Source organism: Vulcanisaeta sp. JCM 16159, assembly GCF_001316265.1.
GTDB lineage: Archaea > Thermoproteota > Thermoprotei > Thermoproteales > Thermocladiaceae > Vulcanisaeta.
Genome location: NZ_BBDN01000008.1, coordinates 107,727 through 119,892, shown reverse-complemented (window position 1 = coordinate 119,892; position 12,166 = coordinate 107,727). Strand labels below are relative to the sequence as shown.

At 41.9% G+C, this 12,166-nt stretch carries 15 protein-coding genes and 3 pseudogenes; 8 read left to right on the top strand and 10 right to left on the bottom strand.

Translation table 11 applies throughout. The features are described from left to right. Nucleotides 1–100: 100 nt before the first annotated feature. Both JCM16159_RS09075 and JCM16159_RS09070 read left to right on the top strand, forming a co-directional pair. Nucleotides 101–577 carry a metal-sulfur cluster assembly factor gene (locus tag JCM16159_RS09075; RefSeq protein ID WP_243666482.1) on the top strand — a complete coding sequence of 159 codons (477 nt, stop codon included), beginning with the start codon at nt 101–103 and terminating at the stop codon, nt 575–577. Nucleotides 578–662: 85 nt separating this feature from the next. After that, entirely contained in the window at nt 663–971 is a 309-nt protein-coding gene (locus JCM16159_RS09070; RefSeq protein WP_054857604.1) for a hypothetical protein, read from the top strand. Between the two features lie 140 nt (nt 972–1,111). On the opposite strand, the gene JCM16159_RS09065 is transcribed toward JCM16159_RS09070, so the two are convergent. Both JCM16159_RS09065 and JCM16159_RS09060 read right to left on the bottom strand, forming a co-directional pair. Further along, nucleotides 1,112–1,567: an ArsR family transcriptional regulator gene (locus tag JCM16159_RS09065; RefSeq protein ID WP_054857603.1), complete on the bottom strand. Its 456-nt coding sequence runs from the start codon at nt 1,565–1,567 to the stop codon at nt 1,112–1,114. 93 nt (nt 1,568–1,660) lie between these two features. Continuing rightward, nucleotides 1,661–2,640: pseudogene (locus JCM16159_RS09060) on the bottom strand (ornithine cyclodeaminase family protein). A 113-nt stretch (nt 2,641–2,753) separates the two neighbouring features. On the opposite strand from JCM16159_RS09060, the gene JCM16159_RS09055 reads away from it, so the two are divergent. Continuing rightward, on the top strand, nt 2,754–3,059 hold the full coding sequence (locus JCM16159_RS09055; protein ID WP_054857602.1) for a hypothetical protein: 306 nt from the start codon (nt 2,754–2,756) through the stop codon (nt 3,057–3,059). A 27-nt stretch (nt 3,060–3,086) separates the two neighbouring features. Here JCM16159_RS09055 and JCM16159_RS09050 read toward each other — a convergent pair whose 3' ends face one another. Continuing rightward, nucleotides 3,087–3,710 carry a carboxylesterase gene (locus tag JCM16159_RS09050; RefSeq protein ID WP_054857601.1) on the bottom strand — a complete coding sequence of 208 codons (624 nt, stop codon included), beginning with the start codon at nt 3,708–3,710 and terminating at the stop codon, nt 3,087–3,089. Between the two features lie 90 nt (nt 3,711–3,800). Here JCM16159_RS09050 and JCM16159_RS09045 point away from each other — a divergent pair, with 90 nt between their 5' ends. Then, a complete protein-coding gene (locus JCM16159_RS09045) occupies nt 3,801–4,508 on the top strand; it encodes a hypothetical protein (RefSeq protein WP_054857600.1) in 708 nt (235 codons plus the stop codon). On the opposite strand, the gene JCM16159_RS16595 is transcribed toward JCM16159_RS09045, so the two are convergent. The 3 genes from JCM16159_RS16595 to JCM16159_RS09035 form a co-directional block, all read right to left on the bottom strand. Continuing rightward, the gene (locus JCM16159_RS16595) at nt 4,505–4,897 is read right to left on the bottom strand and encodes a hypothetical protein (RefSeq protein ID WP_243666481.1); all 393 of its coding nucleotides are present in this window, start codon (nt 4,895–4,897) and stop codon (nt 4,505–4,507) included. The genes JCM16159_RS09045 and JCM16159_RS16595 overlap by 4 nt on opposite strands. 62 nt (nt 4,898–4,959) lie before the next feature. Next, nucleotides 4,960–5,268, bottom strand: coding sequence for a hypothetical protein (locus JCM16159_RS16590; protein ID WP_243666480.1), 309 nt, complete (start codon nt 5,266–5,268; stop codon nt 4,960–4,962). An 85-nt stretch (nt 5,269–5,353) separates the two neighbouring features. Beyond that, complete coding sequence (locus JCM16159_RS09035) at nt 5,354–6,385, bottom strand: polyprenyl synthetase family protein (protein ID WP_054857599.1); 1,032 nt, start codon at nt 6,383–6,385, stop codon at nt 5,354–5,356. Nucleotides 6,386–6,542: 157 nt separating this feature from the next. Between JCM16159_RS09035 and JCM16159_RS09030 the strand changes: the two are divergent. The 3 genes and pseudogenes from JCM16159_RS09030 (at nt 6,543) to JCM16159_RS19210 (ending at nt 8,928) form a co-directional block, all read left to right on the top strand. Next, nucleotides 6,543–7,731 (top strand): annotated as a pseudogene (locus JCM16159_RS09030) (thiolase family protein). A gap of 91 nt (nt 7,732–7,822) precedes the next feature. After that, a pseudogene (gene prf1, locus JCM16159_RS19215) lies at nt 7,823–8,529 on the top strand (peptide chain release factor aRF-1); the annotation flags it as partial. A gap of 87 nt (nt 8,530–8,616) precedes the next feature. Beyond that, entirely contained in the window at nt 8,617–8,928 is a 312-nt protein-coding gene (locus JCM16159_RS19210; RefSeq protein ID WP_367834432.1) for a ribosomal L7Ae/L30e/S12e/Gadd45 family protein, read from the top strand. 25 nt (nt 8,929–8,953) lie between these two features. Here JCM16159_RS19210 and JCM16159_RS09020 read toward each other — a convergent pair whose 3' ends face one another. From JCM16159_RS09020 to JCM16159_RS09005, 4 genes are all read right to left on the bottom strand, one after another. Continuing rightward, on the bottom strand, nt 8,954–9,238 hold the full coding sequence (locus tag JCM16159_RS09020; protein WP_054857598.1) for a MoaD/ThiS family protein: 285 nt from the start codon (nt 9,236–9,238) through the stop codon (nt 8,954–8,956). A 53-nt stretch (nt 9,239–9,291) separates the two neighbouring features. Further along, nucleotides 9,292–9,576 carry a MoaD/ThiS family protein gene (locus tag JCM16159_RS09015; RefSeq protein ID WP_054857622.1) on the bottom strand — a complete coding sequence of 95 codons (285 nt, stop codon included), beginning with the start codon at nt 9,574–9,576 and terminating at the stop codon, nt 9,292–9,294. A gap of 75 nt (nt 9,577–9,651) precedes the next feature. Further along, complete coding sequence (locus JCM16159_RS09010; RefSeq protein ID WP_054857621.1) at nt 9,652–10,125, bottom strand: DUF1641 domain-containing protein; 474 nt, start codon at nt 10,123–10,125, stop codon at nt 9,652–9,654. A 10-nt stretch (nt 10,126–10,135) separates the two neighbouring features. Next, a complete protein-coding gene (locus tag JCM16159_RS09005) occupies nt 10,136–11,308 on the bottom strand; it encodes an NAD(P)/FAD-dependent oxidoreductase (protein WP_054857597.1) in 1,173 nt (390 codons plus the stop codon). Between the two features lie 301 nt (nt 11,309–11,609). Here JCM16159_RS09005 and JCM16159_RS16585 point away from each other — a divergent pair, with 301 nt between their 5' ends. After that, a complete protein-coding gene (locus JCM16159_RS16585) occupies nt 11,610–12,164 on the top strand; it encodes an ABC transporter permease (RefSeq protein ID WP_243666478.1) in 555 nt (184 codons plus the stop codon). The last annotated feature ends 2 nt before the right edge of the window (nt 12,165–12,166 follow it).

Genomic DNA, 12,166 nt, shown 5'->3' with positions numbered 1-12,166 from the left:
AAACCCATCTATAATGATAACAATCTATCCACGGGTAATTATCACCAATAAGCTAGATAGGTTTATAAGTAAGCTTTCGTGACACTGTTGGTGATTAATAATGGCAGTGTCTAACGAAGAGATGACAAATGCAATGAGCAATGAGGAAGTTGAGGAACCAATATTCAAGACAAACCTACCTGGTGATAAGACTAAGGAGTTGATAGAGATCTTACGTAATGTCTACGACCCCGAAATACCAATAAATGTTTATGACCTAGGCCTTATTTATGAAGTAACGATGGACAATGATAAGGTTGTTCACGTAAAAATGACCCTAACAGCCGTGGGTTGCCCATTATCAGAGAACCTGGCATACCAGGTTGGCGCAGCAATACAGCAGGCATTACCTGATGCAAAGGATATAGAGATTGATGTTATATTTGACCCACCCTGGACTCCATTAAAGATGACGAAGTTAGGGCGTGAAATGTTTAAGGCAATTTATGGGTATGACATTGTTGAACAATGGTTAAAGACGCAGGGCGAACAAGGTAGCCAAACTAACGAGCAAGGAGTTAATGAAAACACTACTTAATATTTTCTGTCATAAATTTACCTAGACGCTTGTATTTTACATTATGAATAAAAGATTTAAAGGGTATCTCATAAAATAAAAAAATGTGCTATCATCAACGAATAGCGCCTCATCAAGGAGGACATTAACGGAACATGTACAAAAGAAGCTAAATGAAATCCTCGAATCAAGTGACTTAATAAAATTCGTTGCCCTAGTAACCATGGATGGATTTACAATAGACTCAAGGATGAAGGATGATATTAATGTTGACCCTAAATGGTTAGGCGCCTTAATAATATCCTCAATTAGGAACCTTGAGCTTAATTTAAAAAAAAGTATTGAACGAGGCAAACTTATCGGAATTAGTCATATCACTTGGACAGAACTTATTAATTGTGAAATCCATAGGTAAGTTGGCACTGATAATGATTGTCGATAAAACACTGGATATGAACGTTGTTATGTACGAGATTGAAGAGGGATTACGAGATTTAACGGTAGATTTAGGATTAGGATGAGGTGATTTATGAATTGTAACGTAACAAGTTGATGTTAATTATTATTTTGCGCCTCCTCAGTAGCCATGCTATTCAATGACTCAATTAAAGCGGCTGATGTTAGATTCTCAATTAATTGCTTCGATTTCTCATAGTAAGCATTAATTAATTGCAATAGTTTCTGCTTGACATAGTCTATTGGCTTTGTGTAGTATACATACGTATAGCCTCCATTCTTAGCCAGCACCGGCCTTCTGGCGATTAGGCCGAGCTGGACAAGCTTAACGAGGGACCTCTCTATTGTGCTTCTTGACTTATTCATTTCCTTGGCTATTTCAGCCACGGTTAGTGGCTCCTTAGCCTTATTCTGCAATAGGTAATAAATCTCAACCTCGGTTGGTGAGAGCCTAAGTATGCACCTTAGGATGTACTTGATGTCGACATCCTCAAGGATCTCTTCGGTACTCTTCTCCTTAATTGTTATGAGAGACACCACGTTAATCACCAACATCAGTGTCACAGAGTTTCTTTATAAACCTTTTCTACCAACATTTTTCACTTTAAGAACACATTAATTGTTATGTTATTTATATATAATTAAAACTTATATTTCTACAGTTATGCCTATATTCCTACTTTTCACTAAGCCGTATATGTATGATGCAGCGGCGAGATCCTCAACCGCAATACCCACCGACTTAAACAACGTAATGTCCATATCCCTGGACCTACCATTCCTTACCCCGCTTATTATCTCACCAATTTCAATTAAATTCTTTTCAGAAATTAATCCATTTTTCATAGGAATTATTACATCACCAGTCTCATTCATTACCGCGATGCGCGAATCAACAACAATTACCGAAGCCCTCCGTAAAACATCATCATCCAACTCCCTGGCATCAACCTCAGGCGCACCAATTGACACTAGGTGCATGCCTCGTGTAGCCATGACCCGTGAATGACTGGTTCCCTACTAGTCGTTGCCGTTATTACTACGTCGGCCTGCCTAATGGCGTCATGGCTTGAATCCGTGGCCACCGCATCAATGCCCCTACCCTGGGCTAATTTCGCTAATTCAACAACTTTCTCCCTCGTCCTCGAATATATGAGTATTCTCTTAATGGGGAAGGCCCTGGATAGTAGTAATACATGGTACCTAGCCTGTAACCCGGCGCCTATTATTGCCAGATTGTCCGTACTCCGTGCTAGGTACTTAATCGATACCGCAGTCGCGGCCGCGGTTCTCCACGCCGTTAATGCCGTGCCATCGATGACTGCCATTGGCTGTCCCGTAATATCATCCATAAGTACGACTATTCCCTGTGTCGTTGGTAAACCACGCACTTTATTACTCTCAATAACATTGACTATTTTCACGGAGAATCCAAGGTTACGTGCACCGCAGGGCATGACGCCCCACCAGTCATTATCAAGGTGAATAACCGTTCTTTGAGGCATCCTAACTTTACCAGAGCTGTAATCCCTAAAGGCTGTGGCTATGGCATTTATTAATCCCGTAACACCGTCAGTACTATCAAGCACTTCATCAACCTCCCTCCCGCTTACTATTGTTAGCTTCATATTATATTTGAACTATGATGAAAATTTAAGCATTATTATCTATAGGCATGAATAGAGAAATACCGCTTATGCATTTTGCGACAGATTTATTAATTCTAGCTATAAGTAAAATAATGGGTGAAATTATGGAGATTAAATGCATTAATTGTAGGTACTTTAGACTTCATGAGCTACACGACAATATTGGCATTTGCATGAACAAGGATAGTCCATACTACATGAGGTTAGTCATGACCGAGTGGCAATGCCCATTCTTCATGGAATTTAACGAGGAAGGTAATGAGGATGAGTTTTACTGGTGTGTTGATTGTAAAACGATGATACATAAATCCCTATTACCGCTCCATAAGGGGCATAAGTTAGTGAAAATACCGTACATAGATGAGGAATCACACCTAGAAACCTACGTAGCCGACTAGCACCATTCTAAGACCTTACTTTTTAAATCAAATATTTATGCAATATTTCCGTATAAAGCCTTCAATAGACCCTGCTATTACCTTAATATCCTTACCCCTGGGCGTATGCGGCATGCCCTCAACTCGTATTAGCTCAATAACATTACTAAGGAATTTAGCCTTCTCATAGTAATTTTCCACCTGCTTAATATTCACTAACTCGTCATTAGTACCGTGTATTAAGAGTATTGGTGGTAAATTAGGCCTTAGGTAATTTATTGGCGAGGTCTTTATTAGGAATTCCTCCGTGACTTGCCTACTATCGATCTTTGCCAACTCCTCATAAGTCCTCCGCCTAATACTGCCAGGCTCGCCCGCGAGCAGCCATCTAATCTGTGCTAATCTATCGGTCGGCCCTGATACAGATATTGCACAGGCAACATTACTAAGCGTTGACGCAGCAAGCAAGGCTATTGAACCACCCATTGAGTGCCCTGCAAGGATATACCTATTGTTCGCTCCCCGTAATAACTCACTAACCTTATTAAGGCCGTCCTCAAAATCCCTATAGGTTGGTGTTATTACCTCCAGGTTTAATGCCTTGAGCGGGCCCGTGAGCCAGTTTATCTTCTCGGGACTTGAACCAAAGCCGTGCAATGCCAACGCCTTCATTACTGAGACATATTAATTAATTGGTTATAAAGTTTTAGGACTTGAGGAGAGTTAACCTAATAAATTTACTATAAGATACCTACATCGATCATGGCAAAACCCAAAAAGACGAAAAGAACCCAAAGACGCAAAGGAAAGTATTTCTATTTATCATTAGCGTTAATAATATTTGCAGAGGCTGCTTTCGTAGCGTATTCTTTCCTACTTGGCATGATACACATCTCAGGACCAACCGAATACAATACTACTGTTATTACTGAAAACATGCTTTTAGAATTAATGAATCCATACAATAATTACGCTCCTATTTATTCAATAACAAATGTGAGTAATACGAAACCCATACTAATGTACATAACATTGAATTATCCACGCTTAATCGGCAGCTACTGCAATGTTTGGCCCGTGCTCTACAACGCCACGCATTACTATGGATACAACGTGATAATCGTAGTGTTTCCCTATCCCCCAACAACAGAGCCTGCATCAATATCAGAAATTCAGCAATTTGAGTATAACGTGAATCAGCTTTGTGATCTCAATCTCGGATCTACGAATTTTATCATTGCAACGGCATTTTGGGGCAATTACACATATGAATCGCAAACTATCCTCGGTTATGAAACATTGCTACTTCAGTTACTAAATAAGCTAGGTATCAATGAAAGCAATGTTTATCCCCCATTACTGATACTTATTAAGCCTCACGATAACGTGAGTGCCTCGGGAATAATATATGGCCCGCAGCTCTTAAATAATACGTACCTAAGTAATACATTATTTATGAAGAGTAATTAATCAGGCAGAAACCTCGTGCAATTAATCGGTTCCTCATTATTAAAGATCCTACTTATTGATCCTAAATCCCAGATCGCGCATAGGTATGTCCTTGTATACCTAGCCAGCTCTATTGCAGATCGAACCTTCCTCATTAGCCCACCCGTTACATCAATATGTCGTGCATCCCTCTCATTAATTACTGATTGCTCAGTTAATTCCCTAACCACATTGCCATTAGTATCAAGTATTCCAGGTACATCAGTCAGGAATATCGATGCGGAAGGCCTTAATTTCGCGCCTAGGTCAAGCATTAAATCATCACCGCTAATTATTGAGAAGCCTTCGTCGCTTACCACAACATCTCCATAAAGCATGGGTATTACACCTCTACTTATCAGCTCTATCATGTGCATTGGGCCTATCAGTAATTGTGGCTTACCGTCCTTGATAATGTAGATGGACCCTGTCCTTAAGGGATAAATAGGTAAGCGACAGAGGCTAATGTAAGCGTTACCTTCATACTTAGGTAATTAAGTACCGCGGACGTAAATGAAATACCCACTAACTGGTCATAGTCCCTGTACTTACTTAACCCATAGGCTAGGGCCAGGGGATGGGCGAAGCTACCGCCTCCGTGAATCAGTATAAACCTATCACCTGTCCTCAACCTTGCATTGAGCAGATTACCTAAACTCCTTACCCAGTCCTCCCTATAACTAAGTGGCCTTGATTTATCACTTATTGCGCTACCTCCGAGCTTTATTATGAATAGACGCATTACGTATCTCCTGTAATTAATACCGTAAGCCTAGCCTTATTAAGCATATAGGGTACACCGTTGATTTAATGCGTTAGTATTAAAACTAGAATTCTCTAGTCACCGTGAATCTCAGTATTTCCCTAAGATCATCGACAAATTCATTCTTACTCAATTCACTTAATGCTCTCTCAGATTTCTCCGCGAATTCCATAGCCATCTTCAACGCATTATCCCTAGCATTTGTCTTAGATATTATCTCCACAGCCCTTTTAACGTCATCGTTCGTGACAGTAACCCTACCAAGAATACTCAATAACTCCTCCCTATCCTTATCACTTAATTCCCTCAGGGCCATGACAACTACTGCATTACCTAACTTATGCTCCTTAATGTCCTTACCAATCTCCTTACCGAATTTCCTAACATCACCAAAAATATCTAATATATCATCTAGCACCTGGAAGGCGAGTCCTAGGTACGTGCCATAGTCAGACAGCGGTTTTATGCAATGCTGCGCGTTGGCAGACATCGCACCGAAGATCACGGCCGTCCTTATTAAGGCGGCTGTCTTTAGGCTTATCATCTTCACGTAGGTGTTATACAGGGCCTCCCAATCACTCAATAGCCTAGGCCCCAACCTATTCTCGGCGAAGTAGGGGTCTCTACGCCCTGCATACTCAAGCAATATATCGAGACGCTCACCCTCATCTATTGCGCGTATTGTACGTGCAGTCTCCCTCGCAAAGGCTATTGGGTCCCTGGTCTCGAGTATTGCCTCCTCAATGGCCTCCCTATACCATATGCCGATTAGTATGGCTGCGTTATCGCCGTACTTGGCCCTGACTGTTGGCTTATTTCTCCTTAGTAATGCCTCGTCAATAATGTCGTCATATATCAGGGAGTAATTATGTATTAGCTCTACAATTGCCGCGGCCGGCAGTGCAGACTTGTAATCACCGCCGCAGGCCCTTGCGGCCGTCAGCGTCATTAACGGCCTTAACCTCTTACCGCCAGTGGATACTTGGTAAATCACGGCATCCCTAAACTCCTCGCTAACTTCCCTACTTAGGTATTTGATTAATTGTTCGTCGATTTCGCGTCCATAGAGGCTATGAAGCTTCTCCAAAATGTCCATTGAATCCACGATTCATACTAAAGTAATTAAGTTATATCCTTATGATGCCCACGACATTTTTTAACTGTTGAATAGAAATTAGCTTATGATTGAAAACACATGTTAATTATTAACTATGGACAAAGCTTAATATTGCTTAGCTAATGATTAAGCGTGTATGAGCCAGGAAGTAGTCATTACGGGTTTCGTAAGGACACCGATTGGTAAATTCGGCGGCGCGTTTAAGAACGTGAAGACACCCTACCTAGCGGCCGAGACAATAAAGGCGTTGATTAAGAGGACGGGTATTGATGGTAAACTGATTGATGAGGTTGTCTTTGGATCAACACTCCAGGGTGGCATGGGACAGAACCTCAGTAGGTTTGCGGCATTACTTGCTGGATTACCGATAGAAGTCAGCGCATTTACCGTTAATAGGGTTTGCTCATCGGGAATGCAGGCGATTATCGAGGTCGTCAGGGCCCTTAAGGTTGGCGATATTAATATGGCAATTGCTGGCGGCGCCGAGTCAATGAGCACGCAACCACTCGCATTACCGCATGAGACTAGGTGGGGGATCAAGCACTTGATTGGTAAGGATTTGAAAATCATGGACTTGATGATTCATGATGGATTGATGGATCCTACTAACATGATGCTCATGGGTCAGGAAGCCGATAAGGTAGCCATGGAGCATGAAATAACCAGGGAGGAACTCGATAAGGTAGCGTATGAGAGCCATATGAGGGCTTTGAGGGCTACGGAGAATAAGTACTACCTCGAGCTTGAGCCCATCGATACCGTGGTAAATGGAGAGAGGGTTTACTTGGATAGGGATGAGGCATTAGGCCCGACACAAGCCTAGAGAAGTTGGCTAAGTTAAAACCAGCCTTCGGGCCAAATGGCCTACATACAGCTGGGAATTCATCGCAATTGTCTGACGGTGCTGCGGCGCTATTGTTAACCACTATGGATAAGGCTAAGGAGGTTGGTTTAAAGCCCATTGCAAGGATTGTTGGTTATGCATGGCATATGCTCGAGCCCTGGAGATTCCCAGAGGCGCCAATTTACGTGATCAGGAAACTATTGAGTAAGGTTGGCTGGAGTATTAATGATGTTGATGTTTTTGAGATTAATGAGCCTTTGCCGTAGTTAATGTCCTAATGAATAAGGAGTTGGGTATACCCTATGATAAGATGAACATATTCGGAGGCGCAATAGCCCTGGGCCATCCACTCGGCGCGAGCGGCGCCAGGATAGTTACAACGTTAATATCGGCATTAATGCATGTAGGTGGAAGGAGGGGGGTGGCTGCGTTGTGTCATGGTACCGGCGGCGCTACGGCTGTAGCCATTGAGATGCTTTAACTAAAAGCAAAAGACTTTTAAATGCAATAGTCCTTACCATCCATAGTATGGTTGATGCCCTGGAATAAAGGATTTCTCGGAACTGAAAATAATGATAAACCTACTCAAGAAGTATAGGGGCTATGCAACGACGCTTATAAGCCTATACATCAACGGTAATAGGCCAATACCTGATGTGGTGTCAATGCTTAGGCAGGAGTGGGCATTGGCGAGTAATATTAAGGATAAGACCACTAGGACTCATGTTCAGGACGCGCTCGAGAGGATTATAAATTCAATAAAGGGTATTTCAAAGGCCCCAGAGAATGGACTGGCCATATTCGCAGGCTTCCACATGATAAACCCAGGCAATTATGAGTGGGTTTTTCACGCAATAATACCACCAATACCAGTATCAACTTTCAAGTACATATGCGATACCTCATTTCACACGGAGATACTTGAGGGCATGGTTAAGAGCAGCGATACCTATGGCATAATAGTGATTGAGAGAGGTGAGGCCGTCATCGCATTGCTGAGAGGTAATTACTGGGAGATTGTCGATAAGGTAGAGTTCTTCGTACCAAATAAGCACGCTGCCGGCGGCCAGTCAGCCCTTAGGTACAAGAGACAGACAGAGCACCTAGCCGAGACATTCTATAAGTTAGTTGCCGAGAGAGCCAATAAGGTATTTACTGAAATACCAAGCCTAAAGGCATTGTTGTTGCTGGGCCTGGACCTACGAAGGAGGAGTTCCTTGAGGAGGGTGAGCTTGACCATAGGATTAGGGATAAGGTCATCGCCATCGTATCGGCATGTTGCGCGGACATTGGTGGTGTCCTTGAGGCTATTAGGAACGCTGAGGATAAGCTTAAGGAGACCGAGTACGTTAAGGCTAAGAAATTAATGGAGGAAATAATGTACCTAGCCGTTAAGAAACCCGAGTACCTAATCTATGGTAAGGATTCCGTGATGGATGCGGTCAAGAAGGGTATTGCTAAGGTGGTTATTGTTAGTGAGGATGTTGGCGAGGATGAGATAATGAATCTAACACTAACGCTTAAGGGAAGAAGAGACATTGAATTATTCGTAATGCCCAAGTCCGTTGAGGAAAACCTGACACTGACACAGACGTTCGGTGGTTACGTAGCCATTTTATCAACACCCTCATGGATTCTTGAGGCCTCTAATGAGGACCAGGATAGAAATAATTCATAGCATGCAAATTAATTACAAATATCTCTTAGCCTCCACCAGCAGGTGGTAGAAATACTATCTCATCGCCATTAGATAACTTCGTGCTTAAGCCATTTAGAAAATCTATCGATCTACCATTAACCAGGATCACGTATTGATCCTTAAGCTTACCATCATCATCCAATATGATCTTTGAGAAGTTGGGACTTACTGAATTATCAATGAATTGAATCAAATCCTTAACCGTCGCATTATCGGGTATGTTAAGCTCAGTCTTAAGTACCTTGGTTATGTCGTATAATGATGCCAAGAACTTAACCTGAACCTTCATCAAATCTTGGCAACAGGAATTAGTTTAAAAAGCTTAATATGGAAAAGCATTGATTATGCAACACCGCAATGTGGTAAAAACGTGACCTCATCACCATCTGATAACCTCGTATTAATACCATTAAGAAACTCCAGAGACCTGCCATTAATCAAAACCAGAAATTTATCCTTAATCCTATTATTACAGTCAAGGACCACCTTAGAAAAGCCTGGGTATATAACGTCATCAATCCTCCTTATCAAGTCAAGTAATGTTGCTCCATCAGACAATTCAATTTCAGCCCTTAACGTCTTAGTCATTTCATATAGTAAAGTCAAAAATTTGACTTTTACCTTCATCATTTTGCTATTAATGTCAATATATAAAAATCTTATTATTAAATCTTAATTTAATAACTCAGCCCTAGGTGATTATTATCCCTGTTGCTGAGCCGAGCACTTACCCAACGCCTTCAAGAGCGCCATTGCAACACCAAGACCCCTCTGCACGTCCTTATCTCCTAACGCCCTCCAAAGCCCCATTAAGCCACCTACGGGTTTAGCATTTGCTAGATCCACATTCTTTCCTAGACACCCACCCATATCTTGAATCAAGCCCTTCAACCTAAGTACGTCCTGGGTATCTAATCTATTCATTGCCTGTAAACTACCATCAACTAGGATAGATAGTAACCTAAATATTGCCGGGTCCTGGAAAAGGTACTGTATAACCTCCTCAAACCTATTGACAATTATCATTAATGCATCAATTACACCACTACGCTTAAGTTCGATCAATTGATCAAGTAAACCTCTAATCTCATCAATATTCTGGACAAGCACATTGAGAGCCTCTGCGATCTGCTCGTCCGGGCTCTTCTCAACCTGTGTTTGTTGTGCCTGCGCCATGGTCACCACCTCACATGGTTGTTGCTAACCAGGTTTTATAAAATAGATCCTTAATCAATCTACCCAATGGTGACGTTAATATACTGTAACAACTACCTGTCCATGCAGCCTTATTGCTACTTAAATCCAATTTTATATCGCAGTTAAACATCATACCAACATCACCATAATCCAAGGCGCATGTCATAGCGTTTATTTGAGCCGGGTCAACGGGTTGACCAAGCAACTCACCTGCAATAGCGCTAGCGCTGGCTAATGCCGTGAAGTGTACGGGAACGCCTGCCGTTGGAAGTCCTACGTACGGCATTGAGTGTTCACCGGGTAAATACACATCATCATACTTTAGGCTCCTACCTGTATAGACATTTATTGCCGTCCATTTTCCAGTTGGAGTCTCAGCAACCAATGGAGTGCCCTCGAAAGGCTTTGGTAACCTTGCTGGTGGTGTCACAATCAGTAGGTCATATTTATACTTCTCACCGTTAGACAATACAACGACCTTCTCCTTATCATCAATGGTGATTGGCGGTTTAACACCACCTACGCATTCCACACCCTTCTTAGCAGCGATCTCTTCGGATATTTTAACGGCTTCAGGGCCTAAAGGCTCTAGAGGCTTATTGAATGGATAGAGTAGTGTTATACTTGTTCTATCTCTAATACCCCTCTTCCTAAACAACGTATCTAATTGACAGGCAAATTCAAAGGGATAAACACCGCACCTATATATTGGCTCAGGCGCCACTAGGACAACCCTGCCACCAGTGAAGGATCTTAGTGCCTCCTTAAGTTTTAATGCACCATCAAGTGTATAGTTATGGTAACCAACGCCTAAATTGTATGAAACGAAGTCATTCTCAACCCCTAGGCTTGCCAGTAGGTAATCGTAATTGAACTTCCCCTGGTCAGTCTCTACGACTCTATTATCAGGGTCTATCTTAGTCACCTTAGCCTTAACGAACTTAACACCCCTCTTTTCAAGCAATGAGAACGGTAATTGTGCTTGCTTAGGCTCTATATCGCCTAGCGCTATATTAACGAGTAACGGTGGCAATAGATAATAATCCTTATCATCTATTAACATTATCTCTACATCAACCCTACCCCTCAACCTCTCTGCTAATCTCTTAGCAACAACGACACCACCAACACCGCCACCTAGGATAAGTATCTTTTTAGGCACGTGGCCCTACATGAATGCCACTATTTAAGCATTATTATTAATTACGCTATATGCATGCGAAAGAATAAAAAGTAATTAATTTATAAACTTTTATAAACTAATATATTTAAATAAATTAATATTTAGTACCACGATACGTAGTAACGGAATAATAAAGATTATTAATAATCAACATCATACTAATAATTAGTTATGTGATGATGGATCAACAATCTGATACTTAAAATGAGGAGGGAGGTGAAGGCTGATTATCCTTGTTAGAAGCGTTTTTAAGGGCCATGTAATTGTATTAAACCGGCTCATGAGCTTAAGGACCTTATTCACAATGTCGATTAGGAACCTTGGTGGTAGAAAGACGAGGGCTGTACTAACAATGCTCGCGATAATTTATAGTGTGGCGTTGATGATAACGCTTGAGACCATGACCTACGGCTTCAAGGTTGCAATAACCAGTGAGGTTGAGAACATACTACCCACGGACCTAATGGTTTATTCACAAAGTGTTTCAATACCCGAGGCCGTGGCTCAGGTCATTGCAAAGCTTCCTCACGTGTCTTACGTAGTCCCCGCGATTATAATAAGTACGGCACAGGTTAATGATCAGTCCGTCACCTTAATTGGGATACCCAGCCAGTACTTCTCATACTTCGAGGTACATATGGATAGTGGTTCATTACCCATGGGCGATGGCGAGGCAATAATACAAGATACCCTGGCCCAAAAGGATAACATAAGTATTGGCGATACGATCTATGTCCAGGTACTAACGGGTATTCAAGGAGGCTCTGAAATAATACCCTCAAGGTCACTGGAACATTCAGTAGCATACTTGGTGGTTTCCTTGGTTTTCAGCTGAAC